Annotated in this window: 14 protein-coding genes; 9 read left to right on the forward strand and 5 right to left on the reverse strand. The window is 67.0% G+C overall.

Annotation, left to right across the window (positions count from 1 at the left end; translation table 11 throughout):
- Window positions 1–7: 7 nt before the first annotated feature.
- Genes N4264_RS16450 through N4264_RS16465 form a run of 4 tightly spaced genes read right to left on the reverse strand, consistent with a single transcriptional unit; the run spans window position 8 to window position 4,215 of the window.
- On the reverse strand, window positions 8–1,309 hold the full coding sequence (locus tag N4264_RS16450; protein ID WP_261693325.1) for an outer membrane beta-barrel protein: 1,302 nt from the start codon (window positions 1,307–1,309) through the stop codon (window positions 8–10).
- Window positions 1,310–1,328: 19 nt separating this feature from the next.
- Window positions 1,329–2,042, reverse strand: coding sequence for a CpsD/CapB family tyrosine-protein kinase (locus N4264_RS16455; protein WP_261693326.1), 714 nt, complete (start codon window positions 2,040–2,042; stop codon window positions 1,329–1,331).
- Window positions 2,039–3,601, reverse strand: coding sequence for an XrtA system polysaccharide chain length determinant (locus tag N4264_RS16460; protein ID WP_261693327.1), 1,563 nt, complete (start codon window positions 3,599–3,601; stop codon window positions 2,039–2,041). Before N4264_RS16460 ends, N4264_RS16455 begins: the two co-directional genes overlap by 4 nt.
- Entirely contained in the window at window positions 3,598–4,215 is a 618-nt protein-coding gene (locus N4264_RS16465) for an XrtA/PEP-CTERM system exopolysaccharide export protein (protein WP_261693328.1), read from the reverse strand. The genes N4264_RS16460 and N4264_RS16465 overlap by 4 nt, the downstream gene beginning before the upstream one ends.
- 169 nt (window positions 4,216–4,384) lie before the next feature.
- On the opposite strand from N4264_RS16465, the gene N4264_RS16470 reads away from it, so the two are divergent.
- Window positions 4,385–5,062 (forward strand): J domain-containing protein, encoded by a 678-nt coding sequence (locus N4264_RS16470; RefSeq protein WP_261693329.1) that lies wholly within the window; start codon window positions 4,385–4,387, stop codon window positions 5,060–5,062.
- A gap of 9 nt (window positions 5,063–5,071) precedes the next feature.
- Here the strand turns inward: N4264_RS16470 and N4264_RS16475 are convergent, their stop codons facing one another.
- Entirely contained in the window at window positions 5,072–6,481 is a 1,410-nt protein-coding gene (locus N4264_RS16475) for a TIGR03013 family XrtA/PEP-CTERM system glycosyltransferase (protein WP_261693330.1), read from the reverse strand.
- Between the two features lie 198 nt (window positions 6,482–6,679).
- On the opposite strand from N4264_RS16475, the gene N4264_RS16480 reads away from it, so the two are divergent.
- From N4264_RS16480 to galE, 8 genes are all read left to right on the forward strand, one after another.
- Window positions 6,680–7,972 carry a nucleotide sugar dehydrogenase gene (locus N4264_RS16480; RefSeq protein ID WP_261693331.1) on the forward strand — a complete coding sequence of 431 codons (1,293 nt, stop codon included), beginning with the start codon at window positions 6,680–6,682 and terminating at the stop codon, window positions 7,970–7,972.
- A gap of 194 nt (window positions 7,973–8,166) precedes the next feature.
- Window positions 8,167–9,174 carry an NAD-dependent epimerase gene (locus N4264_RS16485; protein WP_261693332.1) on the forward strand — a complete coding sequence of 336 codons (1,008 nt, stop codon included), beginning with the start codon at window positions 8,167–8,169 and terminating at the stop codon, window positions 9,172–9,174.
- A gap of 196 nt (window positions 9,175–9,370) precedes the next feature.
- Window positions 9,371–20,062, forward strand: coding sequence for a non-ribosomal peptide synthetase/type I polyketide synthase (locus tag N4264_RS16490; RefSeq protein WP_261693333.1), 10,692 nt, complete (start codon window positions 9,371–9,373; stop codon window positions 20,060–20,062).
- Window positions 20,063–20,223: 161 nt separating this feature from the next.
- Window positions 20,224–22,098, forward strand: a complete 1,875-nt coding sequence (locus N4264_RS16495; RefSeq protein WP_261697642.1) for a non-ribosomal peptide synthetase — start codon at window positions 20,224–20,226, stop codon at window positions 22,096–22,098.
- Window positions 22,098–22,862, forward strand: coding sequence for a serine aminopeptidase domain-containing protein (locus N4264_RS16500; RefSeq protein WP_261697643.1), 765 nt, complete (start codon window positions 22,098–22,100; stop codon window positions 22,860–22,862). The genes N4264_RS16495 and N4264_RS16500 overlap by 1 nt, the downstream gene beginning before the upstream one ends.
- Window positions 22,859–23,659 (forward strand): alpha/beta fold hydrolase, encoded by an 801-nt coding sequence (locus N4264_RS16505; protein WP_261693334.1) that lies wholly within the window; start codon window positions 22,859–22,861, stop codon window positions 23,657–23,659. Before N4264_RS16500 ends, N4264_RS16505 begins: the two co-directional genes overlap by 4 nt.
- On the forward strand, window positions 23,652–25,340 hold the full coding sequence (locus N4264_RS16510; protein ID WP_261693335.1) for a glucosamine inositolphosphorylceramide transferase family protein: 1,689 nt from the start codon (window positions 23,652–23,654) through the stop codon (window positions 25,338–25,340). The genes N4264_RS16505 and N4264_RS16510 overlap by 8 nt, the downstream gene beginning before the upstream one ends.
- Window positions 25,337–26,332, forward strand: a complete 996-nt coding sequence (gene galE, locus N4264_RS16515) for a UDP-glucose 4-epimerase GalE (protein ID WP_261693336.1) — start codon at window positions 25,337–25,339, stop codon at window positions 26,330–26,332. Before N4264_RS16510 ends, galE begins: the two co-directional genes overlap by 4 nt.
- The last annotated feature ends 42 nt before the right edge of the window (window positions 26,333–26,374 follow it).

Consider the following 26,374-nt stretch of genomic DNA (forward strand, 5'->3'; position numbering starts at 1 on the left):
GCAGTGTTCACCGCACGTAGCTCAGGCTGAAAAGGACGCGACGGTCCGTGTACGACTGCGCCGGATCGCTACTGTCACGTTCAGTCCGGCTCAGTTCCAGGGTGATTCCGAGACGTCGCGTCCAGCGCCACTGCAGGTTCAGCCCCACTTGCCCGTCACGGTCGGTGCGCCCACCGGCCAGGTAGCGCCGCTCCTCGCCAGAGGCGAAGGCGCCAAGGCCCAGGCGTGCATTGGCCTGACGGCTCACGGCCAGGCGCCAGCCGTCGGTGTTCTGGTCCTGCGCCTGCTCGCGCTGGTAGTCGAGCTCACGCGACAGCACATCCGCACGCACGTAATAGGACTGCGTGCGGTGGGCAATTCCGGCACCGGCGAGGCGCTCCCGGTAGACATCCGCACTGACGACGCCCGGGCGCAGATCCGGCAGTCCGATCGGCAGCGCGTAGTCCTCGACGCGCGGCGCACTGTCGATGAGATCCTGCGCCGCATCGGACGCCTGCCGGGTGGCGCGCAGTTCCAGCCGCGTGGAATCGGTCAGGTCCAGATTGGCGCGCACGCGCAGGGCCGGAACCGAGAGGTTGCTGTCGCGCGCGGAGTCGGCGTAGCGCAACCAGCTGCGACCGGCATCGACGACGCCCTCCAGGCGCGATCCACGCTGACTGAAACGGAGAAATGCGTCGTAGCGCCGGTAGTCGCGCGTCCCGGTCGCTGACTGATCAAAATGAAGATCCGTGCTTTCCATGTTCGCCGACAATTCCCGATCCGGCCTGAGCTGCCACAAGCTGCGAACGTTGAGACCGAAACGGTCCCCATTGAATTCGGTCGACTTCTCGGCATGCGTGTTCACATAGCGCAATTCACCCAGCAGACGCATCGTCGGTGACGGCCGCAACGCCAATGTCGGGCCGGTCACCAGCACATTGGCGAGCTGACGGTTGCCCGGCTGGTCCGCCGCAAAGCTGTTCACCGGCTGGTCGCTCAGCACATCCTCGAATGACCACGACAGTCGCTGTGGCACCCATTGCCAGGCCGCGCGCACGCCCACGCGTCCCCGCGTTTCGCTGTCGAAATGTCCGCCACTGTAGCGACGATGCTCCAGGTCTCCGGTCGCCTGCACGCTCCAGCGATCAGTCAGCTCGGTCAGTGCAAAGCCCACCCAGGGTGCCAACACGGTTGCAGCGACGGGCGTCGTCGGCGAGCGCGCGATATTGTCGCTGTGCCCGACCGACATCCCTACCCGATAGTTCAGTCGCGAAGCTGACGCCCACGCGGGAAACAGCAGCCCGGCCAGGGCCACTGCAAGCATCCGCATGGCAGGGGCATCCGTCGGCCTAGGGAACACGGTTGAATACCACGCCGGCCAGGTGTGCCGGGTCAAGCACCGCGGCCGTCTCGCGCACCGCACTGCCGCTATCCCGACCGTAGCGCGCCACCAGCACGGAGAGTTCGGCCAGCTCGGACACAATACGGCCGTCCGGCGCAGACGACACGGCAGCAGCGTCGAGCACGATCGGTGCACCATTTCCGATGGTGCGCAAGGCGTGCAGCAGCTGTCGCATGCGCTGCGAGCCGAGCAGGTCGCCGCTGGCTTCACGCCGCCCGCCCGCGGGCACCAGCATCAGGCGCGGAACGCCCGTGCCATAAAGAATGGTCTCGGGCGTGGTGATGCGCCCTTCCAGGTAATCGACGAGCCCGCCGCGATCGGCCGTCACGCCGAGACGATCATGCAGCACCGGCGAACGCAGGTTGCAGTCCACCAGGATGGCTGTGCGCGTTTCGTCGAAGACCATCGCTGCAGCCAGGTTGACCGCCACATAGCTGCCGCCGCTGCCGCGACTGACGGGCGCCACCAGGGTCACGACGCCGGCGCCGTTCGCACGCGCCAGCAGCTGTGTCCGCAGGTCGCGGAAGGCATCAGCCTGGCGCGGGTCGGCCATGTCATGGCGAACAATGCGTCGCTCTTCCAATTGCGCCGGTGTGAACGGCGCAACTGCCGAGTCGGCAACCACCGGTAATGTCTCGCGCCGGGCCAATGCGTCTTTCACGAACCAAAACTCCCGCGGCTGAGCGCCACGACGCCGTACACGGCTACTACAGCCAGGACCACCACGCAGGCGGCGCCGATCCGCAACCACTCCGCACGCCGCTCGCGCAGCGTCTGCTGCTCTGGAATTGATACCAGTACCGGTAGTCCAGCCGCGCCCGCCAGCACCGCGGCCGTGCGTGCACGTGGATCAAATTTCAGGACGGCGATCAGCAAGGCCAAGGGCAGCAAAGCACCGAGCGCAATTCCGCCCAGTGCAAAATGCAGCAGCCGCAATCCGCTGGGCTGCAATGGCATGGCAGCGGGCTCCTGCACGCGGAACGTCAGGCCGCGCTTCTCCGCATCCAGGTTCATCGAGACACGCGCGTTTTCGCGTCGCCGCAGGAGATCCTGGTAGATATCGCGATTGACGTCGTGGTCGCGCGTGAGTTCTACCAGGGCCGTTTCCGAATCAGCGACACGCCGGCCGCGATCCAGTTCGGCCTCGAGCAGGGCTTCGTTCTCGGTGATCCGCGCGCGCAACGCCGCCATGTCGCCGCCGACCTTGGCAAGGTCCGCGCGCAGCTGCTGGTACAGCGGATTGGCAGACGCCGCCGACTCACCATCCGCGCGTCGCGTGGCCTCGGCCCTCTCTTCGCGATCAAGCCCCGCCTGCAGGTCTTCGATCTGATGCCGCACGCGCACCACATCGGGGTATTCGTCGGTGTAGTCCAGGCGAAGCCGGTCCAGCTCCGCCGTCAGGTCCGCCAGACGCGAACGGTATTGCGACGACCGGCTGCGGGCGTCGGAAATTTCCGCCTCCCCGCTCAACTGTCCCTGCAGGGTGTTCTGGCGCATCTGGAGTTCGGCCAGTTCGGTCCGCGTCTTCTCGATGCGGGAACGGATCTCGGACACGCGCGTACGCACATCCGCGTCGCTGCCGGGCCGCGCCTCAAGATTCTCGCTGCGGTAGCGCTTGAGCTTGTCTTCCACGTCGGTGAGTTTCTTGTGGTACTCATCGACGCGTGCGGCGATAAATTCGTAGGCTTCGCGGCTCTCACGTTCCTTCGCGGCCAGGCTTTCTTCGATGAAAAGCTCCGCGTATCGCCTGGCGACCGCGAACGTCCGCTCGGCGCGCGAATCGGAATAGCTGATCTTGATCAGATTGGCACCGGGACTGCTGACCGCCGTGCGCTGCTTGATCTCCTGGATGGCGCGCTCCTGCTCGATGGGCTGCGTGTAGCGCTCCGCCCAGCCGCCGGCTTTAAGGATCTCGCCCATCAGACGGCGGCTGAAGATCACCTCGCGGGCGATCTTGGCGCGGTCTGCCACACTGGTCGGAACGGCGCGTCCTTCCATCAGTGGCGCGATGATGTTCTCTTCGCTGACCAGGATGGTCGTGCTCGATACAAACTTCTTTGGCCAGACCAGGCCCAGCGCCAGGACCGCAAGCGCAATCGCCGCGAAACATACCGACAGGCCCAGGGCGCGGCGACGCAACTCGGCGCCCAGCACCGGCACCAGGCCGAGCAACTCGGCCGTCGGATCACGCGCAGGGCCGGTCAGCGCCGAAAGACTCACAGCACGCGCTCGGGAATCGTGATGACGTCGCCGGGCTTCACGTCCACGTTGGTCTCCAGGTCACCGTTGCGGAGAATGGCGCCCAATCGAACCGGGACGGTTTCCGCCTTGCCCTGTTCCTTGCGATACAGCCGCGTGCGATCCGGCGCGGCAAACTCGGTGATGCCGCCAGCCTGCAGCACGGCATCGAGCACGGTCATGCCCTGCCGATACGGAATCGAGACCGGTTGCCGCACAGCGCCCGTGACGCGGACGCGCGAAATGAATTCGTGACTGCGCAATTCGGTCAGGATCACGGCGACTTTCGGATCGCGCACGTAGGTCGCGAGCTGCTTTTCAATATCGGCCGCCACTTCATGCGGCGCGCGGCCGCCGGCGACGACATCGCCCACCAGGGGTACCGAGATGCGCCCGTCGGGACGCACCGGCACCGTGACGCTCAGTTCCGGATTGCGCCACACCGATACCTGCACGCGATCATCCACTCCGATGCGGTACAGCGCATCGTCGCTGGTGGGCGCGGCGGCGCTCGACGCAACGCCAGGTGTCTGGGCAGACACAGCCGCCATCGTTGCGAGCAAAAGAAGTGAGACACAGCGCATCAACCAGGACACGGAACACTCCTGTGGACCCAAAACCAAGGTATGGTGCGGCCGGATTGCGACCGTGCAGGAAGCGCGGAGTCGCCATCGACGACACGGCGCGGGCTGCGATCATAGTGCAGCCTCGCGCATAATGAGAAGTTCGTCACACTTCTGGACGGGCTTTTGGGGGGATATCGACGTGCGCTATGCACAACCGACGGAATACCTGGCGGACTACGCCAGCCTGGGCGTTCGCCCGGGTTGCACGCCGGACGAGCTGAAAGGCGCCTGGCGCCGCATCGTGGGGCAATCCCACCCGGACCGCACGGGCGATTGCCGCGAGGCTGCCGATCGTTTGCACGAAGCCACCGCGGCATACCGGCGCCTGCAGGCGTTCCACCGACGGCATGGCCACCTGCCAGGACGACCTGTCGAAACAGTCGCGCCCCCGGCCGAAGCGCCGGCCGCGCCGCCTTCGCCGCTTCATGTCGCCGCGCGGGTGATGTCGACGCAGCTGTTCCGGCGCGCCGCGCTGGCAGTTGCCGCCGTGGCGATCCTGGTGCCGACCGCCATTGCCCTGCGCCCGGCGAACACCGAAAGCGTCGTGCTTCGACCCCAGGCGCCGGCAGCGGCGTTCGGGCCGCCCGTTGCGCTGCGTCCGCCGGTGGCGCCGGAGCCGAAGCGACAGCTGCGGCTGGGCGATACGGTGAAATCGGTGCGCGCCATGTTGGGCAAGCCGACCAGGGAAAAGGGCGAGACGTGGTACTACGGCAATTCCAGCGTGCGTTTTTCCAAAGGCCGCGTCGTGGACTGGTACAGCACCAAGCGCATTCCGTTGGCCGGCTCGCCGGAACGGCCGCCGGGCGTGAAGAAATAGCCACACGCATCAGCGCGCGCCTTTTCCGAACAGCACGACCTCCACGGTCTGCAGCAACACCAGCAGGTCGAACATGAAGCTGTGGTTCTTGACGTAGTACAGGTCGTACTTGAGCTTTTCCTCGGCATCCTCGACCGAGGCGCCATAGGCATAGCGCAGCTGCGCCCAGCCGGTAATGCCCGGCTTCACGGCGTGGCGTAGCGCGTAATAGGGAATCGCATCCGACAACTGCTCGACGAATGGCGGACGTTCGGGGCGCGGCCCGACAAAACTCATCGACCCGCTCAGCACGTTGATCACCTGGGGTAATTCGTCGATACGCAGCTTTCGGATAACACGGCCCACGCGTGTCACGCGGTCATCGTTGGTGGTTGCCCAGCGCGCCACGCCATCCTTCTCGGCATCCGTGCGCATGCTGCGGAACTTGAGCACCCAGAATGACCGCCCGCCCTGCCCGACACGCTCCTGGCGATAGAAGATCGGACCGCGGAAGCCCGCTTCGAGCAGGATCAGGAAGGCTGTCACCAGCATGATCGGAAGGGTCAGGATCAACAATGTCGTGGCGGCGGCCACGTCGAAGGCGCGCTTGCTCGCCGCTCGCACGGCACCCGTGTCGAATCCTTCGGCAAACACCACCCAGGAGGGATTGACCACGCCGACCTGGATGCGGCCCGTCTCGTTCTCCAGAAAAGTACCGACGTCATTGAGGGCAATCCCCTCCAGGCGGCACTGCATCAGGTCGTCCATCGGCAGCGATCCGCGACGATCGTCCGGCGCGACGACGATCTCATCGACCTCCAGCTCGCGCGCCAGCGCGAGAATGCCGTCGGAAGCGGCGAGTTTCTGCGCCTGGGGAACGGCTGTTTCGTCGTCACCCTGCAACGGCACGAATCCGACGATCATCATGCTGCGCCAGTCACTCATGTCGGCGAGCTTGGTCTTGATCAGCGCGGCCTTGCTACCCGCGCCGACCACGAGAACGCGACGCTTCAGCAGGTCTGCACGAACACCCCAGACCGCAATGACGCGGGTAAGGACAACGGCGAAAAAGCCGATGAACAGGGCCAGCAGCATGACGCCGCGCCCGATCGGTGTGATCGGCATCAGGTATTGCGCCGCGATCAGCACCAGGCCACCGCCGACAAAGGCGACCAGGGCCCGCACGATGTGGCCATTGATCCCCTCGCGACTGTGCGCCACGTACATGCCCATGGCGGTCATCGCCAGCACCTGGATCGTTGCAAACAGCAGTCCGCGCCGGTATACGTCGCCGAACGCGGCCGCAATCAGATCGCTGTTCCCGAGGAAGCGCAACCATGCGGCAACCTGGAAAACACCATTCAACACGCCCCACTCCACCACGGCAAGCAGCACAATCCAGCGGCGAGTGGGATGCCATGCATCACTGAGCGAACGCATCTGACAGTTCCTTTGTTTGGCCGAGCGCCGTCGTCCGCTAGCGCGGATCCTGTGGACGCAAACCCTTTCGCAGAATGAAGCGAGAAACCCCGCACCCCACTATCATGATGCGTCGCCGCCGGATTTTTCGCTACTGGTATGGGGACCGGTAGGGTCCGCTGCTAGACTTCGGCGCCTTCTAAGGGAGTGGAACAGGGTATGACTGCACAGTTGGGCGAGCGGGTCGGAGACGCCCGGATCGGGATCATTGGCCTGGGGTACGTCGGTCTTCCGCTGGCGGTGGAATTCGGCAGGCACCTGCCGACCGTCGGCTTCGATATCAACGTGAAACGCATCGAGGAACTGGCCGCCGGCGAGGATCACACGCTGGAAGTGGAACCGGCCGAACTGGCCGAAGCCCGGCATCTTCGCTTCTCCGCCGATGCGGAGGCGCTGCGGGATTGCAACGTCTACATCGTCACCGTTCCCACCCCGATCGATGCGTCCAAGCGACCGGATTTCGCCCCGCTCCTGGCCGCCAGCCGCACCGTCGGCGCCACTCTCCAGCGCGGCGACGTGGTGATCTTCGAGTCCACCGTGTATCCAGGCGCTACCGAAGAAGTCTGCGTCCCGACGATCGAAAAGGTGTCCGGACTTCGCTACAACGTCGACTTCTACGCCGGTTACAGCCCCGAGCGCATCAACCCGGGCGACCGCGAGCACCGACTGCCAGACATCGTCAAGGTCACCTCCGGCTCCACCCCCGAGATCGCGGATTTCGTCGATACCCTGTACCGGCGCATCATCCGGGCCGGCACGCACAAGGCTTCCAGCATCCGCGTCGCCGAGGCCGCAAAGGTCATCGAGAATACCCAGCGCGACCTCAACATCGCGCTGATCAACGAGCTGGCGCAAATCTTCTCGCGCCTGGGCATCGACACCGTCGAAGTGCTCGAGGCCGCCGGCACAAAGTGGAATTTTCTACCATTCCGCCCCGGCCTCGTTGGCGGCCACTGTATTGGCGTCGACCCGTACTACCTGACGCACAAGGCCCAGGAAATCGGTTACCACCCGGATGTCATCCTGGCCGGCCGGCGTATCAACGACGGCATGGGCGAACATGTCGCCCTGCGCCTGGTACGCCTGATGACCAACAAGCGCATCCATGTGGTGGATTCACGCGTTCTCGTGCTGGGCCTCACCTTCAAGGAAAACTGCCCGGACCTGCGCAACACGCGCGTGGTCGACGTGATTGCCGCACTGCGTGACTTCGGTGTGAGCGTCGATGTCTACGATCCATGGGGCAACCGCGAGCAGGCGCACGACGAGTACGGGCTGGACCTCCTCGACTCCCTGGCCGAAGGGGTCTACGACGCCATCGTGCTGGCCGTCGCGCACCGCGACTTCGTCGAGATGGGCGGTGCGGCGATCCGCCGCCTGGGCAAGCCCGGTGCCGTCCTGTTCGACGTCAAGAACATCCTGCCGCGTCATGAGGTGGACGAACGCCTCTAGGCGAACGTGCCGGGCGGCGTGGTCAGACGTTTCGATCATGCCGTCAAAAAGCGTGATCTGTTGCACATTTTCCGGGTATCCATCGATAATTGCCGATTGTGAGCAAGACGCTGAGACGGCGCGGGAGGTGCTGCCGGCGTTCCAGGTCATGACGCCCGGGCCCTCGCCCACGAATGCAACAAGGGATTTCTGCCATGCGCGTGTTGATCACCGGAGCCGCCGGATTCATCGGCTCCACCCTGGCTCATCGGCTGCTTGATCGCGGCGACGAAGTACTGGGCTACGACAATCTCAACAACTACTACGATGTCCGTCTCAAGCAGGCGCGCCTGGATCGCCTGACCCCACGGGACGGCTTCCGCTTCGTCCAGGCCAGCCTTGAAGACCGCGACGCACTCGACGCCGCATTCGCCGATTTCGCACCACAGCGCGTAGTCAACCTGGCCGCCCAGGCCGGCGTGCGCTACTCGCTGGAGAATCCGCGCGCCTACATCGACGCCAACATCGTCGGATTCCTCAACATCCTGGAATGCTGCCGGCATCGCGGCGTCGAACACCTGGTCTACGCCTCGTCCAGTTCGGTCTATGGCGCCAACCGCAAGCTGCCATTTGCCGTCGAGGACAGCGTCGATCACCCGGTCAGCCTGTATGCCGCCAGCAAGAAATCCAACGAGCTGATGGCGCATACCTACAGCCATCTCTTCCAGCTGCCGACGACCGGCCTGCGCTTCTTCACCGTGTACGGCCCCTGGGGTCGCCCGGATATGGCGCTGTTCCTGTTCACGCGCAAGATCCTCGCCGGCGAGCCCATCGACGTGTTCAATTTCGGCAAGCACACGCGTGATTTCACCTACATCGACGATATCGTCGAAGGCGTCATCCGTACGCTGGACCGCGTGCCGGCCGCCGACGCCACGTTCGACCCGCTCAAGCCCTCGCCGGCCAGCAGCCTGGCGCCCTACCGCCTCTACAACATCGGCAACCACACGCCGGTGCAATTGTCGCGCTATATCGAGTTGATCGAAGAGGCGATTGGAAAGACCGCCGAAAAGCGCTTGCTTCCCCTGCAACCGGGGGACGTGCCGGACACGGAAGCCGATGTTGACGCCCTGATGCGCGACACCGGCTACAGCCCGAGCACGCCAGTTGACGTGGGCGTCAAGCGTTTCGTCGCCTGGTACCGCGACTTCTACCAGGTCTAGCGACAGGTTCTTCCGCGACGTCCGGCGACGGGAAGGGGAGCCCGCCGCCGTGACGCTGTCCGGGGCGGAATCGCTCGCCCCGGCGAGTGGATTTGACGACCTTTTGCGCTATTGTTTTTGAGGACTTTGCAAGTCGTGTAATTGTTCGCAACAAGGGAATGCAGCGGTCCTGGCCGCTGTCGGGGGAATGGACAAAATGACTAGCGCGCTCTGCGGCAATGCAGTTGATCTGCCTGCCCTGTCGTCCTGGTTGCAACGCGCCTGCCTGAACTGGCCGGAACGTCCGGCATTGCTGGCGGGCGGCGAGGTCGTGCACTACGCCGCACTGGGTCGCGCTGTCGAATCGATGGCGCAGGCACTTCGCGCTGCGGGTTTCATGCCGGGCGACCGACTGGGCATCGCCGCCGTGCGCGGTATCGACACGGTGATCGCCATCCTTGCCGCAATCGATGCCGGCATTGCCTACGTTCCCTTTGACCTGAGCTATCCGCCGGAGCGGCTCCGCGCGATGTACACGGCCAGCCACCCGCGTGCCGTGGCCGGCGAGCAATCCGCCGTCGACCAGCTGGCCGCTGTACTGGGCCCGCTGCCGACGCTGTCTCGCCCGGCACCGCCGGAAGCCGGCCTGTTCGGCGCCGGGACCGACCTGTGCTACGTGTTGTTCACCTCCGGATCCACCGGCCATCCCAAAGGTGTGGCAATGGGTTCGCTGCCCTTGCAGCACCTGACGGCGTGGCACGCAGCGCACGCCCGGCTGGGTGAGCCGGCGGTCACGCTGCAGTTCGCTCCGCTGTCGTTCGATGTTCATGCGCAGGAGATCCTGTCGACAGTGGCCTGTGGCGGATGCCTCCTGCTCATCGAGGAATCGCAGCGCCGTGACCCTGCCCAGCTGTTGCAGTCGCTCGTTGCGCATCACGTCGAGCGCATCTTCCTGCCGTACGTCGCGCTGCAGCTACTGGCGGACGCCGCCGAGGATGCTCCAGCGCTGCCGCCGCTGCGCGATGTCGTCAGCGCTGGCGAAACCCTGCAGATCACGCCGTCGATCCGCCGTCTGTTCCAGCGTCTGCCGGGAGCGGTACTGCACAATCACTATGGACCCACCGAAACACACGTCGTCACCGCCCATGAACTGAGCGGCGATGCAAGCCAGTGGCCCGCGGTCGCCAGCATCGGCACGGCCCTGCCGCATGTGCGCATCGAATGGCTGCGGGAGGCCGACGGCGACGCCACACTTCTCCTCGGCGGCGAAACGCTGGCGCACGGCTACCTCGGCCGGGAAGACCTGACCCGGGAACGCTTCGGCGAATGGCTGGGTGCCGGTAACGGACGCTGGTACCGGACCGGCGATCGCGCCATGGTCGATGCCCAAGGGCTGCTGCACTACCAGGGGCGCGCCGACGACCAGCTCAAGATTGACGGATTCCGCGTGGAGCCCGCCGAAATCGAGGCGGTGCTGCTCGCCTCGTCCCTGGTGCGCGAGTGCGTCGTGGGGTTGTCCGACTCCGCACTCGCCGGCAAACAACTGACGGCCTGGATAGTTGCGGCCGACCCGGCATCACCGGCCTCGCTCGTCAGCGAGCTGCGCCGTCATGCACGCGAGCACCTGCCCGAAGCCATGCAGCCGCTGCGTTATGAAAGGCGCGATCGGCTGCCGCAGACCGCCAGCGGCAAGATCGACCGACGTGCGTTGGCGACATCGCCCGCCAACACCGGCACTGCGCCGCCGGCAGGCGGCGCGTCCATCGACGTGATCCGCGATACCTGGCAGGCGCTGCTGGGCCGCGACGACCTGGCTGACGATACGAATCTGTTTGAGGCCGGCGCACGGTCCCTGCTCGTGCTGCGTTTCCTTTCCCAGCTCAAGGCGCGCGGCCACACCGGCCTGAGCGTTGCCGACGTCTACGACCGGCCGACGATTCGCGGACTGGCCCGCCAGCTGCAGCGTCCCGCTGCGCGGCGCACTGTCGCCGAACCGGCAGGGACGGATGCGCGCATTGCCGTGATCGGCATGGCGTTGCGCGCGCCGCAGGCTGACACGTTGGAAGCGTTCTGGGAAAACCTTGTCGCCGGTCGCGATTGCATCCGGCATTTCACCGCCGGCGAACTCGACCCGGCGATTCCACCATCCGTTGCGCAGCATGCCAATTTCGTCGCCGCACGCGGCGTAGTACCCGACGAGGACCGCTTCGACGCGGCGTTCTTCGGTATTGGCGAGCGCGAAGCCACACTCATCGATCCACAGCAGCGATGGCTGCTGGAACTGGCCTGGCAGGCGCTGGAGCACGCGGGCATCGATACCGCACAGCACACCAGCCGCATCGGCGTGTTTGCGGGAACGGGCAACAATGCGTACTTCCCCGCACTGCGCGCCGCGGCGCCGGAACTGGTTGCCGGCAGCGGCGAATTCGCGGCCATGCTGGCCAACGAAAAGGATTACGTCGCCACCCGCATCGCCCATCGGCTGGATCTCACCGGCCCGGCGATCAGCGTGCACACGGCCTGCTCCACCGGCCTGGTCGCCATCGCACAGGCCGTACAGGCGCTCGTTACCGGACAGTGCGACATCGCGATCGCCGGCGCAGCCAGCCTCGTACTGCCGCAACACGGTGGCTATCTCCATGTCGAAGGTGGCATGGAGTCGTCGGATGGTCGTTGCCGGCCCTTTGACGCGGCGGCAAGCGGCACGGTGTTTTCCAGCGGCGCGGGCATCGTCGTGCTACGCCGATTGGAGCAGGCACGCGCCAGCGGCAACACCATCCACGCCATCATCCGCGGTATCGGCCTCAACAATGACGGCGGCGGCAAGGCCAGCTTTACGGCACCGAGCGCCGCCGGCCAGTCTGCCGCGATACGCGCCGCGCTCGACGCCGCCGGTGTGCGCAGTGAAGATGTCGGCTATGTCGAAGCCCACGGCACCGGAACGGCGCTGGGTGATCCCGTCGAGGTCAGCGCGCTGACACACGCCTACGCCGATGACTCACCGCTGCCCGGCGTCTGCGTGCTCGGTTCGCTCAAGGGAAACATCGGCCACACCACGGCAGCCGCCGGCATCCTGGGTGTCATCAAGACGGTGCTGTGCTTCCGCCACGAGCTCATTCCTCCGACGGCACATTTCACGACGGCCAATCCGCATATCGGCCTTGACGCCACGCCATTCCGCATCACGTCCGTCGCCGAGCCCTGGCCCCGATCCGCCCGTCCGCGCCTGGCGGGCGTCAGCTCCTTCGGCGTCGGCGGCACAAATGCGCATATCGTGATGGAAGAAGGCGATTGCGCCGCGCCCCTGCCAGTCACCGATCGCCATTGCCTGATCCCCCTCTCCGCCGCTACGCCGGACGCGTTGCAGCGCCGGGCACGCGATCTCGCCGATGCCCTCGAGCGGCAGGGCGCCGAGGCTAACCTCGGCGCCATTGAGGCCACGCTGTTGGCCGGCCGCACGGCGTTGGCCTGGCGCGCGGCCATCACCGCCGCCACTGCGCCGGAAGCCGTCGCGGCCCTGCGCGCGCTGCCAGCCGGTGTTCGTGCCGGCAACCCGCGCATCGTGTTCGTCTATCCGGGACAGGGTGTCGACCTCGCCGGCAGCGCTGCAGCACCCTACGCGGCGTTTGCCGTCTTTCGCGAAGCCCTCGACACCGCGGCGGCGTGCTGCCAGCCCCATTGCGGAGCCGACCTGCGGCCCCTGCTGCTCGAGTCGGCTGCGGCCAATTCCGCCGCTCTGAGCACCACCCGTCTGGCGCAACCCGCCCTGCTTTGCCTCGGTTACGCCTGGGCAGCATTGATGGACACGTTCGGTGTTCAGCCCGATGCGCTGATCGGGCACAGTGTCGGCGAGTACGGCGCCGCTGTGCGGGCCGGCGTATTCACGCTGGAAGATGCCTGCGCCGTCGTGTGCGCCCGCGCCGCGGCCATGGCTGCGCAGGCCCATGGCGCCATGCTGGCCGTCCGGGCCGGCGAAGCGGAAATCGCCCCTTACCTGCACGACCCGATCGAACTGGCCGCCGTGAACGCTGCCGACGCCACGGTCCTGGCAGGCCCTGCGGATGCCATCGCGGCGCTGGCACAGACGCTCGGCGCCGCCGGCACGGCGGCAACGGTGCTTACGGTGCGCCACGCGTTTCATAGCGCGGCCATGCAAGCTGCGATGCCACTGCTGGCCGAAGCGGTCGCCCGGGTGCCACGCAAGGCGCCACAGGTTCCCGTGTATTCCAATGTCAGCGGTACCGAGTTGAACGGCCGTGACGCGACGAGCCCCGAATACTGGGCCCAGCAGATGCGCCGCCCCGTGCAGTTCGCCGCGGCTATCGCCACGGAAGCGGCAAAGGGCGACACATTGTTCCTCGAGCTCGGCCCGCCGGCGGCACTGGCAGGAGCCCTGCGCGCCTTGCCGGCGTCGGACGCAGCGTATCTGCCGCTGATGCCACGACAGTCAACGGACCGCACCCTGCGTACCACGCTGACGGCGATCGGACAGCTATGGTCCCGCGGGGTCCGCCTGCGCACCGACATGTGGCGCGGCGCCGCGCGCGTGTCGTTGCCGGCCTATCCGTTTGCCGATTCCCGATTCTGGTTCAGCTCCCGGGCCGCTACCACCGGCGTAGCGATTCGATCATCCGCACCGGCGACCGGCGCGGGAAAGGAAGTCTGCATGTCTGACCGTCTGCCCCAGCTGGAACAGTCGCTACGCCATACGCTCGCAGCGGTTTCCGGCATTGCCGCCACAGCGCTGGAAGCGCATCTGCCGCTGGTTGAACAGGGCTTCGACTCCCTGACGCTGACCCAGGCCTGCCTGGAGATCGACCGGGTGTTCGGCGTACGCCTTCGTTTGCGCCAGCTCATGGACGAGCTGGATACGATTGCGCGGCTGGCAACCCATTTCGACGCCACGCTCCCGGCGGATCGGTTCCGTCCTGCCGCCCACACGCCCGCTCCGCCAACAGAACCGACGATAGTGGCGACGCCCGCCTTGCCTGGCACCGGCGATCCCCTGCTGGCCCTGATCCGGCAGCAGACGGCGCTGATGGCCGAGCATCTGGCACTGTTGCGCGGACGTCCGGCGGCGCCCGACGCACAGCCGGCCGCGGCCCCTGTTTCCGCCGCGCCATTGCCGGCCAGGGCCGAGGCGGCGGATCTGCGCGAGCGCCCCTTCGGCGCCTCGGCACGCATTGCCACGCGTGCCGCATCGCGGCTCAACGACAGTCAGGAAACCTGGCTGCAGCAATTCATCGCCCAGTACACCACACGCACCGGAAAATCGCGCGCCTTCAGCCAGCAGCACCGCCGGCGAATGTCCGACCCGCGTGTCGTGACCGGTTTCCATCCGCAGTGGAAGTCGCTGGTCTACCCCATCGTGGTCGACCGCTCCGCCGGCGCACGCCTGTGGGACCTGGACGGCAACGAGTACATCGACCTGCTGTCGAGCTTTGGCGCCAACGTGCTGGGCTATCAGCCGCCCGAGGTGATTGCCGCCATGCACGCCCAGCTCGACAAGGGGCTGGAAGTCGGGCCACAGCATCCGCTGGCGCCGGTCGTCGCCAACCTCATCGCCGAGATGACCGGCTGCGAGCGCGTCGCCTTCTGCAATACCGGCTCCGAGGCCGTCATGGGCGCCTTGCGGCTCGCGCGCACCGTGACCGGGCGCAACACTGTCGCCGTATTCACTGATTCCTATCACGGGATCTTCGACGAAGTGATCGTGCGCGCCTCGCCCGACGGGCGCTCGCGCGCCGCCGCACCGGGCATTCCGGCCAGCGCGGTCGAGAACATCCTCGTGCTCGACTACGCCAGCGATGCGGCGTTGCAACGCCTGCGCGAATGCGCCCACACGCTCGCCGCAATCATGATCGAGCCGGTGCAGAACAAGCATCCGACCCTGCAGCCCGGCGCCTTCGTGAAGGCGTTGCGCCAGATCTGCGACGAGGCCGGTTGCGCCTTGATCTTCGATGAGGTCGTCACGGGCTTCCGCCTGGCGCCCGGCGGAGCGCAGGCGTTCTACGGCGTGCGCGCGGACATCTGCACCTACGGCAAGATCATCGGCGGCGGACTGCCGCTGGCCGCTATCGCCGGCGCAGCGCGCTGGCTGGATGCGTTCGACGGCGGTTTCTGGCAGTACGGCGATGATTCCGTGCCGGAAGCCGGCGTTACGTACTTCGCCGGCACCTTCGTGCGGCATCCGCTCGCGCTCGCCGCGGCCGAGGCCACCCTGCGTACCCTGCGCGAACGGGGCGAGGCGTTCTACACCGGGCTCAATGCACGGACACAGCGTCTGATCGATCAGCTAAACGAGGCCTTCGCCGCGCGTGGCGCGCCGGTGACGGCTGTTCATTGCGCCTCGCTGTGGCGTCTGCGTTGGGACACCGACCAGTCCCACGTCAGCCTGTTCTACTACCTGCTGCGCTTCCATGGCCTGCATGTGTACGAGCAGTTCGGGCATTTCGTCACCGCCGCGATGACCGATGCCGACATCGAACGCATCCGTACGATCTTCCTGCAGGTTCTCGATGAGCTTCTGCGCAGGGGCTTCCTGACGCGGCGCGACGGGTTGCCTGCCACAGATACTGCGCTGGTCGCTGCCGCGGCGACGGCGGGCCCCTTGTCGCCGGGCCAGACCGAGCGCTGGCTGGCCGCCTGCTACGACGACGCCGCACTGCTCGCATTGAACGAAACGTTCTGCCTGCACCTGCATGGCGTCATCAATGTGGATGCGCTCGACCAGGCCATCGTCGACGTCACGACCCGCCATCCGGCTTTCCGCATCCAGTTTGATCGCGAGGAGCCACTGCAGCGCGTGGTCGAAGCCATGCCCCGCCACACCGTGCACGACTGGAGCGGCGAAACCGACCCGCACAAGGCTCTGCAAGCCTATTGCCACTCGGCGGGACGCCAGGCTTTCGCCCTCGACAAGGCGCCCCTGGTCGCACTCTCACGGCACCGGATGGCCACCGATCACCAGGTGGTACACCTGGTCGCCAGCCATCTGGTCTTCGATGGCTGGGCTACAGGTATTCTCGTTGCTGACCTCGCCCGCGCCTATCACGCGCGCTGCGCCGGACAGGCGCCATCCACGCGCGCCGCCGACTCGCCGTTGGCGCTGGCGACGGCTTTGCAGGAGCAAATGGGCGGGGACGACGGCCGGCGCGCCCTGGACTACTGGCGTCGCGTGCTGAATGCACCGCCCCTGCCGCTCGCGCTGGGCGACAGGACGCCTCATGGCCCACGCCGTTTCGCCGCCGCGACGCATCGACTGCATTTCGGCGCGCAGACCTTGCTACGGTGGCAGCAGCAGGCGCGTGCGCACCGTGCAACGCTGTTCCACGCCCTGTTCGCCGCCGTCGCTTCCATCATCGAGCGCCTGTCCGGGCGGACGGATTTCATTCTCGGCGTACCGTTCGCCGGCCAGTGCCTGGTGCCGCATACCGCCGTGCTGGGCGATGGCGTGCTGGACCTGCCGGTGCGCGTGCGCGACCTCGCGGGCCAGTCACTGGACGCCCGTATTGCGGCGGCGCGCAGCCAGTTGCTCGATGCCTTCGATCATCCGCAGGTCACCCAGAGCCAGCTCGCACGCGAACTGGGAATCGTGGCGCAGGGTGATCGCCCGCCGCTGACGGGCACCTATTTCAATCTGAATCCGGCAGTGGATCTTTCCGCATTCGCGCCGCTGTCCGCACGTCTGGAAGAAACTCCGAAGGCAGGCCTGCTGGGCGAGATCGTCTTCAATTTCTATGAATTCGGCGACGCGTTGAGCCTGGACCTCCACTACAGCACGGACTATTTCAGCACCGAACGTATTGCCGAAATCGCGGCGGCGATCCGCAGCGTACTGGACGGCGGCAGCGATGCACCGCGTGGTACGCACGACGACGCAACCCGCATCGCGCAGTGGAACGCCACACGCGTCGACTTCGACCCGTCCCTGCGCCTGGGTGACCTGGTACAGCGCCAGTTGCACCCGCATGCCAACGCCGTCGCGGTGCGCTTCGATGGGCGCGATGTCACCTACACCGAACTGGCGCAGCGGGCCTGGTCATTGGCGGATCACCTGCGTGAGCTGGGCGTCGGGCCTGGTGTGATGGTCGGCGTGTGCCTGGACCGCAGTGTCGATCTCGTGGCCGCATTGCTGGGCGTCGTTTTCAGCGGCGGTGCGTATGTGCCGCTGGATCCGGGCTATCCCGTCGCGCGACTGGCGGATATGTGTCAGGACGCTGCCCTGCGTGTCGTCGTCACCGGCGCGACCGAGCGCGCGCGTGTCGGTGACGCCTTCCCGCAGGACGCCTGGCTGGTCAGCATGGATTCGCTCGAGCCCGTGCCGGCCGATGACGCGCTCGCCCGTACGATCACCGGCGGACCGGACGACATCGCCTACGTCATCTTCACCTCCGGCTCGACCGGCCGCCCGAAGGGCGCCATCAACACGCACCGCGGCGTGGTCAACCGGCTGCTATGGATGCAGCAGCAATACGGCCTGGCCGCCGGTGACCGCGTGCTGCAGAAGACACCTTACAGCTTCGACGTCTCGGTGTGGGAGTTCTTCTGGCCGCTGATGAGCGGCGCGACCCTCGTGCTAGCACGTCCGGATGGGCACCGCGACGCCGCCTATCTGGTCGACCTCATCGCGCGCGAAGGCATACAGACGCTGCACTTCGTGCCCTCGATGCTGCGCATTTTCCTGGACGAAGCGGATGTCGAACGCTGCCAGGCGTTGCGCCACGTGGTGTGCTCCGGCGAAGCGCTTCCTGCGGATCTCGTGGACCGGTTGTTCCGCCGGCTGCCACAGCTGCTGCTCTCCAACCTGTACGGCCCGACCGAAGCCGCCGTGGACGTGTCGTACTGGGACTGCCGCGCGTCGACCCCGCGGACCCTCATTCCGATCGGGCGCCCCGTTGCCAACACGACGCTCCACCTGCTCGACCAATCACACCACCCCGTCGCCATCGGAGAGCCGGGCGAGATCTTCATCGGCGGCGTACAGGTCGGCCTGGGTTACGTTGGCCGGCCGGACCTGACCGCCGAGCGTTTCCTGCCCGATCCCGCGCGCGAGGGCGGCCTGCTCTACCGGACCGGCGACCTCGGTCGCTGGCGCGACGACGGTACCATCGAGTACCTCGGCCGCGCCGACCAGCAGGTCAAGATCCGCGGCAATCGCATCGAGCTGGGCGAGATCGAGGCCCGATTGCTTCAGCACGCCCGGGTGTCCCGCTGCGTCGTCAATCCAGTGGCGCTCGATCACGACGATATTCGCCTGGTCGCCTACGTGGTGCCGCAGGGGCCCCTGCCCGCGATCAGCGAGGTGCGGGAATTTCTGGCCGCGTCGCTGCCCGAGTACATGCTGCCCCAGCACGTCGTGGGACTCGCCGACATTCCCCTGCTTGCCAATGGCAAGACCGACCGCAAACGCTTGCCGGCCCTGGATAGCGGTGCCGTCAGCGCAACCGCGCCTGACACCGCCGAAGTTGCCGTCGCCACGATTGCCCAGGCAATGGCGGCCGTACTGCGACGGGACGCCGTTTCGCCCGATGACCACTTCTTTGAACTGGGCGGACACTCGCTGCTGGCGGCAAAACTCGCCGCGCGGTTGCAGCAGCACTTCGGCGTTCGTCCTTCCCTGCGTACCCTGTTCGAGGCACCGACGCCCGGCGCGCTGGCAAAGGTGCTGGCGGCGACCGCCCCCGCACTCGCCGAAACGGAGGTGATCAGCCGTCGTAGCGACGAGGGCCGCGCGCCGCTATCGCTGATGCAGCAGCGCCTGTGGTTCATTGAACAGCTGCAGCCAGGGACCCTGATCCACAATGTCCCGTCGGCGCACCGCTTGCGCGGACCGTTCCAGCGCGCCGCCTTTGAAGCCGCGTTGCGGGATGTGATCGAACGGCAGGAAAGCCTGCGTACGGTCATCGGTTCGGATGCCAACGGCGACTTCCAGCGCATCCTGCCTTCGATGCCGGTGGATTGCCCCTTCCTCGACTACGCCCACCTGGACCGCGCCGCCGCGGAGGCCAGCCTGCAGGCCTGCGTGGCGGAACAGCTGCAGAAGCCGTTCGACCTGGTCAACGGCCCGCTGTTCCGCACGGCCCTGCTGCGCCTGGCAGCGGACGAGCACGTTTTCGTATTCGTCGCCCACCACCTCATCTGGGACGGCTGGTCCTTCGACCTGCTGTACCGCGACATGGCCGAGCTGTATGCGGCGCATTGCGAAGACCGCCCGACCCGGCTGGCGCCACTGGCCGTGCGCTATGGCGATTTCGCCCAATGGCATGCGCAGTGGATGGCGGGCAGCGAGCTGGCGCGGCAGATGGCCCACTGGCGCGACGTCCTCAGTCCCCTGCCACCGGTACTGAGCCTGCCTGCCGACCGTCCACGCCCGGCGACCCCGAGCGGACGCGGCGCCTCGCATTACACCTACGTGGACCGCGCCACGCTCGATCGCCTGCAGCGCCTGAGCCAGCGCCAGGGCGGCACGCTGTTCTCGACATTGCTATCGGCCTTCGCGCTCCTGCTGCATCGCCTCAGCGCACAGGACGACATCGTCATCGCGATGCCGGTGCGGGCCCGCGAACGGCCGGAACTGGAACCGGTGATGGGCTTCTTCGTCAACGCGCTGCCATTGCGCTCGCGCTACACCAGCGACAGCACGATCGGCGACTGGGTGACTGGCACCCGGCGTCGCGTGGTCGACGCCTTCGCCTGTCCCGACGTCCCGATGGAACACCTCGTGCGCGAGTTGAAAGTGCCGCGCGACGCCAGCCGTCCCCCCTGGCCCAGTCCTTGTTCTCCTTCCAGGACGTGCGCGAGCGTCCCACCCATTGGGGCGACCTGCGCCACGAGCGCGTCACCATTCCCCTGCACGCCGCGGCCTACGACCTGTCGCTCTGGTGCGTGGAGACCAACGAACGGCTGATCTGTGTCCTCAATTTCAACACCGACATCCTCGATGCATCGACCGCTCAGCTGATTGCCGCGCGTTACCAGCACCTGCTCCAGACCTTCCTCGCGCTGGCGGACACCGACGAGCGTATCGATCGTCTCCCTCTGATGCCGACGGACGAATACCAGCGCTTGATGAGCCTGAGCCGTCCGGCGCACTGCGTCCCGCGCCAGCAGGAGTGCGTCGATGCCCTGGTCAGCGCCGGGTGGAGCCGCCAGGCCACGCAGATCGCCGTCTCGCAGTCGCAGACACAGCTCACCTACGCCGAATTGGAACAGCACGTGGCCCGGCTGTGCGGCCGCCTGCGTGCGCTGGGCGCCGGCCGCGGACGGCGCGTCGGCATCTGCCTGGAACGGACACCGCACCTTCCCGTCGCCGTGCTGGCCACGCTGCGCGCCGGCGCGGCCTATGTACCGCTGGACCCGAACTACCCGTCCGACCGCCTGGCCTACATGGCCGAACAGTCGGATCTGTGCGTCCTGCTGACCGAATCAGCCCTGGTGACCGTACTGCCGGCGCACGACGGATGCACCCGGCTGGTCCTGGACGATCCGGCGGAACAGCCGGCATTGGCAGCGGTCACGCCGGTGCCGGCGGATGCGGGCCTGGCCCAGGCCGACGACGCGGCCTACCTCATCTTTACCTCCGGTTCGACCGGACGTCCCAAGGGAGTCAGCGTGCCCCACCGGGCAGTCGCCAACTTCCTGCGCAGCATGGCGCAGGAACCGGGCATGGCAGCCTCCGACACGCTGGTGGCCGTCACCACGCTGTCCTTCGATATCGCGGTACTGGAACTGCTGCTGCCGTTGTATTCGGGCGCACGGCTGGAAATCGCGCCCACCCGCGTCGCCGCCGACGGAACCGCGCTGCGCAGCCTGCTCGAATCCACCCGCGCCACGGTCATGCAGGCCACGCCGACCACCTGGCGACTCCTGCTGGAGGCAGGCTGGCGCGGATCGCCTCAATTCCGCGTGCTCGTGGGCGGCGAGCCGCTGCCGGCCGACCTCGCAACGGCGTTGGCATTGCGCAGCGAGGGTGTATGGAATCTCTACGGGCCGACGGAAACCACCGTCTGGTCGACGCTATGGAAGGTGCAGCGCGATTCCACGACGATCCGCATCGGCAGACCGATCCGCAATACCCAGGTACATGTGCTGGACGCGCAGGGTCTGCCCTGTCCGTTCGGCGTGCCGGGCGAAATCTGCATCGGTGGCGACGGGCTGAGCGACGGTTATCCCTTCGACGCGGCGCAGACGGCCGAGCGGTTTATCGCCGATCCGTTCGCGACCGAGCCCGGCAGCCGCCTGTACCGCACCGGCGACCTCGGTCGCTGGATGAGCGACGGGCAGCTCGAACACCTGGGGCGCCGCGATCACCAGGTGAAGCTGCGGGGTTATCGCATCGAACCCGGTGAGATCGAACATTGCCTGCGGGACCTGCCGGACGTGGCAGACGCGCTCGTTACGGTTCAGACAGTGAGTTCCGGCGAGCCTGCCCTGGTGGCCTACATCGTTGCACGTGGTGCGGACACGCCCAGCCCCACGGCATTGCGCGCGGCACTTCGGCAGAAGTTGCCCGCTTACCTGATTCCCCAGCACATCGTTCCGCTGACGGCCCTGCCGCGCCTTCCGAACGGCAAGGTCGACCGGGGCTCGCTACCGGTTCCAGAGCATGCGGCCATGCGTGTTTGCACACCGTCATTCACCGATCCGCGCGAGCAACGACTGGTCGCACTCTGCCGCGAGCTGATCGGCCAGGACACGATCACCGGCGAAGACAACTTCTTCGATGCTGGCGGACATTCGCTGCTGGCGCTGCGGCTGCTGACGCGCCTGGAGGCCGAAACCGGCGTACGGCTGAACCTGTTGCGCCTGGCCAACAGCTCCCTGCGCGCAATTGCCGAAGAATTGCCGGACGGTATCACGCCTGACACACCGGAAACACCGGCGCGATCCGGATTCCGCCAGAAGCTCGGTCGCTGGCTCGGCTTGCCGGGAGGTGCTCCGTGATGCGGCTGGAACCGGAATTCGTCAACGCCGGCGGTCACCGCATCTTCGCCGTCACGCACTATCCGGACACACCGGCGCGTCTGGCGCTGCTGTTCTGCCCGCCGCTGTTGCACGAGCATGTCCGCAGCTACCGGCTGTTCGCAATGCTCGGCGCGGCGCTGGCCCAGCACGGCATCGCCACGACGCGCTTTGATTACGTGGGCAGCGGCGATGCCGAAGGCGACGGCAGCGTGCTGGACCTGGATAGTGCCGAGACCGACACGCACTATCTGCTGGCCCACCTGCGCACCCGACTGCCTGACACACCGGTCGCGGTCATGGGTATCCGCGCCGGTGCGCTGGTGGCGCATGCGCTCGCGACCCGGCATGCCTTGCCGCTGTGGCTATGGCAACCGGCCCAGAGCGGCCGCGAATGGCTCGCCGAAACCCGGCAACGCGAGCAGGAAGAACGCATCAATACGCGGCGCTTTCCCTTCCTGCGCAATGGTCGGAGCGTGCCGGTGGATACCGACAGCCTGATGGGATTCCGGGTCGGACCGCGGCTGGTCAGCACACTGGATGCGCGCACCCTGCCCGCATCGCTCGATGATTTCGTACTACTGGATACGGCCGAGCGCCGTGCGCGCCACGGTGGCCGGGGCCTGACCCTGCCGCCGGCGCTGTCCGACTGGCTGCAGCAGATCGACCTGCGCGCTCCGACCTGCGCAGCCACGCTCGCCGGGGTCGCCGCCGATATGGCGAGCCTGGCAGGAGCGCGTGCATGACCGAGCACGTCCTCCCGCTCGACGATGGCCAGTTCGGCATCGTCACGCTGCCGACGCAGACACCGCGCCGGTGCGGCGTGGTGTTGCTCAATGCGGGAATGATCCATCGCATCGGCCCGTTCCGGCTGCACGTGGAGCTGGCGCGCCAACTGGCGCTGGCCGGCTATCCGACCCTACGGTTTGATGCACCGGGTATCGGCGATGCCCTTGTGCGTTCGGACAGCGCTGCAACAACGGCCGTAGCACGTGCGCTCGACCGCTTCGCCGAACGCACCGGAACGCCCCGCTTCGTCGTGGGCGGTATCTGCAGCGCGGCAGACCTGGCCTGGAAACTGGCGCTGACCGACGCCCGCGTCAACGGCGTGCTGATGCTCGACGGGCTCGCGCGAACCGGCCCGTGGTTCCGCCTGGGGCAATTGCTGCTCGCGCTGCAACGTCCGCCGTCGCGGTGGTGGGCGATGCTGCGCAACCGGATGCAGCGGCAAGGTGTTCCCGCCGCCACCGTCGCAGACTACCGCCATTGGCCAGCGCCCGGTGCGGAGCAGGCCCAGCTCGCGGCACTGCTCGATCGCGGCGTGCGTCTGTTGGCGTTGTACACCGGCGGAGCCGCGAATTATTTCCTGCACCAGCGCCAGTTTCGCCACACCTTCGGCGATGCCGCGCGCAATCCCCTGGTGACCCTGGCGCACTGGCGTGAATGCGACCACCTCTTTTTCGATCCGGCGCAGCGCCAGCGACTGGCACGGACCGTCCTCGAATGGCTGACACCGATCGATGCGAGGCCTGCCCATGGCTGACGGTGCGCATCGGCTGAAGCGTTCGCGTCTGCACCGGGAACCGGTTGGTCCGGCGCTTCGCGTCGTGGTGCTCCTGGGTGCGCGGCGTGGTCCACGCTGGCTCGCCGAATCCCTGGCGGCATTGCAGGAGTGCCCGTTCCTGGATGTCACCGTGCTGCGCACGGGCGAATCCGTCGCACAACTGAGGCATCGCACGTTCGATACCTACCTGGCGCTCGACGCGCGCCTGGCCGGCCCGATGCGCACGATCCTGGAAGAAACCCCCCTGCTGGGCGAGTGCGTCGACGCTCCTGCGCTGGACGGCGTCGCTGGTGCGACCGGCTGCTGCGTGGCATCTGATGACGCCCGGGCAGCGATCCGGCAGCACCAACCCGACGTGTTGCTGATCATCGGCCATGCACCGCCGCACCCGGACCTGGCCGCACTGGCAACCACGACCTGGACGCTCGATGCGGACGCCACCTCGTCCCTGCGCTGCGGCGCGTGGATGCTGCCGGCATTCCGCGCCGGCCACGTGAGCGCCACGGTCGGACTGCGCGTCCACGATGCGGGCCGCGACGCGTGGATCCTGCTCGAACCGGGCGTCATCAGCGTGGCGCAGATCAGTTTCACGCGCCACCGCGCCTACCAGCTGCAGAAGGCGCCGGCGCAACTGACCCGCGCGCTGCGGCGACTGGCATGCGGACAGCCACCGCGCGCGGCCGTCGCCGAGCCCGGGGCTGCGCTGCCCGGTCCGTTGCAGACCGGCTGGCTCGGCATGTGTCTGCTTGCGCGCGGGTTGCGCCGGCACTTCTACCGTCCGCTGCGTCGCGAATCCTGGAGTATCGCGCTGCGACGCAGCCAGACCGGAATTGATCCGGCAGATCCCCACTTCTCGCCCGACCGGGTGCTCCACCCGCCGCGAGGCTGGTTCTGGGCAGATCCGGCTCCCGTGCATCACGAAGGCCGGTTCTACATCCTGGTCGAGGCCTACCACCACCGCACGCGCCGCGGCGAAATCCATACGCTGGAACTGGACGATGCGCTCAATGTCGTGCGCATCGAGCGGACGCTGCAACGCCCGTATCACCTTTCCTATCCGCACCTGCTGGAATGGCAGGGCCGCTCCTGCCTGGTGATGGAATCGGCACTGGCCGAGCGCGTGGAATTGCTCGGAGCCGTCACCTTCCCCAGCCAGTGGCAATCGCTCGGCCAACTGCTCAACGGATGGCGCGTCGTCGACGCCACCCTGATTGCGCACGACGGCCGCTGGTGGATGTTTGCCTGCGTGGCCGAAACCGTCTTCAACGACGATGGCCGCGAATGGAACGAGCTGTTCCTGTTCCATGCGCCATCGCCGGAAGGCCCATGGACCCCGCATGCACAAAATCCCGTCTGCAGCGATGTCCACCGGGCACGCCCCGCCGGGCCCCTGTTCGTGCGCGACGGCCGCCTGATCCGGCCCGGCCAGGACTGCGCCGCCGAATACGGCCGCGCCATCGTCTTTCACGAGATCCGCGTCCTCGATCCCGAACGCTACGAAGAGTGCGTGCTCGGAACACTGGAGCCCACCTGGGCTGGCGGATTGCGCGGCTGCCACACCTATGCCCGCCACGGCGATATCGACGTGGTCGACGTCAAGCACCTGACGGCACGCGTCCCGGTCGGCGCGGCGCCTTTCCCTGCGGAGACCAAGCCATGAGCAAAGCAAAGATCCTGGTCACCGGCGGTGCCGGCTACATCGGCAGCCATGTGGTCGCCCAGCTGCTGGAGGCCGGCGAAGAAGTCGTCGTGCTGGACAACCTGAGCACCGGCTTTCGCGAAGCCGTGCTGGGCGGCGAACTGATCATCGGTGATGTCGGCGATACGGAACTGGTATCCAACCTGCTGCGCCAGTACCCGATTGACACGGTGATGCATTTCGCGGCCCGCACCATCGTGCCCGAATCGGTCAGCGATCCACTGCGCTACTACGCGACCAATACCGGCGCGACGCGCAACCTGCTCGCCTGTTGTGCGCGGGCGGACATCCGGCACATCGTGTTTTCCTCGACCGCAGCAGTGTACGGCGTTCCCCAGGGCGGCCATGCCTGCGAGGAGACGCCGACCAATCCGATCAACCCCTACGGCACGTCCAAACTCATGAGCGAGTGGATGCTGCGCGATCTGGCGGCCAGCTGCGCCATGCGCTATGTCGCGCTGCGCTACTTCAACGTCGCCGGCTGCGACGGCCGCGGACGCATCGGCCAATCCACGGCGAAGGCGACCCTGCTGATGAAGGTCGCTGCGGAAGCCGCGATCGGCGTGCGGCCGCATGTGGCGATCTACGGCACGGACTACCCCACCGCCGACGGCACCGGCGTGCGCGACTACATCCACGTTGACGACCTCGCCGCCGCACACCTGGCCGCCCTGGCTTATCTGCGCGACGGCGGCGCCTCGGCGGTGCTCAACGCCGGCTACGGGCACGGCTACAGCGTGCGCGAAGTGCTCTCGGCCATGAGCCGGGCCCACGGCCAGTCCATCCCGGTGCTTGAGCAGGATCGCCGCGCCGGTGACCCACCCGAGCTGATCGCCCGCTGCGCCCGGATCCGCGATACGCTCGGCTGGATTCCGCGCCTGGACGACCTGGACCTGATCGCCCGCAGCGCGCTGGCCTGGGAAAAGCGGCTTGCCGCACGACGCGCCTCGTGACGCTTTGCCATACTGCGGCAGCGGGCCGCCCCCGGACCGCCG

Origin of the sequence: Tahibacter amnicola, assembly GCF_025398735.1 — a bacterium.
GTDB lineage: Bacteria > Pseudomonadota > Gammaproteobacteria > Xanthomonadales > Rhodanobacteraceae > Tahibacter > Tahibacter amnicola.

Coding starts and splice junctions, on each gene's coding strand:
- galE (WP_261693336.1), top strand. CDS start 25,337: ATGAGCAAAGCAAAGATCCTGGTCACCGGCGGTGCCGGCTACATCGGC.
- N4264_RS16475 (WP_261693330.1), bottom strand. CDS start 6,481: ATGCGTTCGCTCAGTGATGCATGGCATCCCACTCGCCGCTGGATTGTG.
- N4264_RS16505 (WP_261693334.1), top strand. CDS start 22,859: ATGACCGAGCACGTCCTCCCGCTCGACGATGGCCAGTTCGGCATCGTC.
- N4264_RS16510 (WP_261693335.1), top strand. CDS start 23,652: ATGGCTGACGGTGCGCATCGGCTGAAGCGTTCGCGTCTGCACCGGGAA.
- N4264_RS16490 (WP_261693333.1), top strand. CDS start 9,371: ATGACTAGCGCGCTCTGCGGCAATGCAGTTGATCTGCCTGCCCTGTCG.
- N4264_RS16480 (WP_261693331.1), top strand. CDS start 6,680: ATGACTGCACAGTTGGGCGAGCGGGTCGGAGACGCCCGGATCGGGATC.
- N4264_RS16500 (WP_261697643.1), top strand. CDS start 22,098: ATGCGGCTGGAACCGGAATTCGTCAACGCCGGCGGTCACCGCATCTTC.
- N4264_RS16495 (WP_261697642.1), top strand. CDS start 20,224: ATGAGCCTGAGCCGTCCGGCGCACTGCGTCCCGCGCCAGCAGGAGTGC.
- N4264_RS16485 (WP_261693332.1), top strand. CDS start 8,167: ATGCGCGTGTTGATCACCGGAGCCGCCGGATTCATCGGCTCCACCCTG.
- N4264_RS16450 (WP_261693325.1), bottom strand. CDS start 1,309: ATGCGGATGCTTGCAGTGGCCCTGGCCGGGCTGCTGTTTCCCGCGTGG.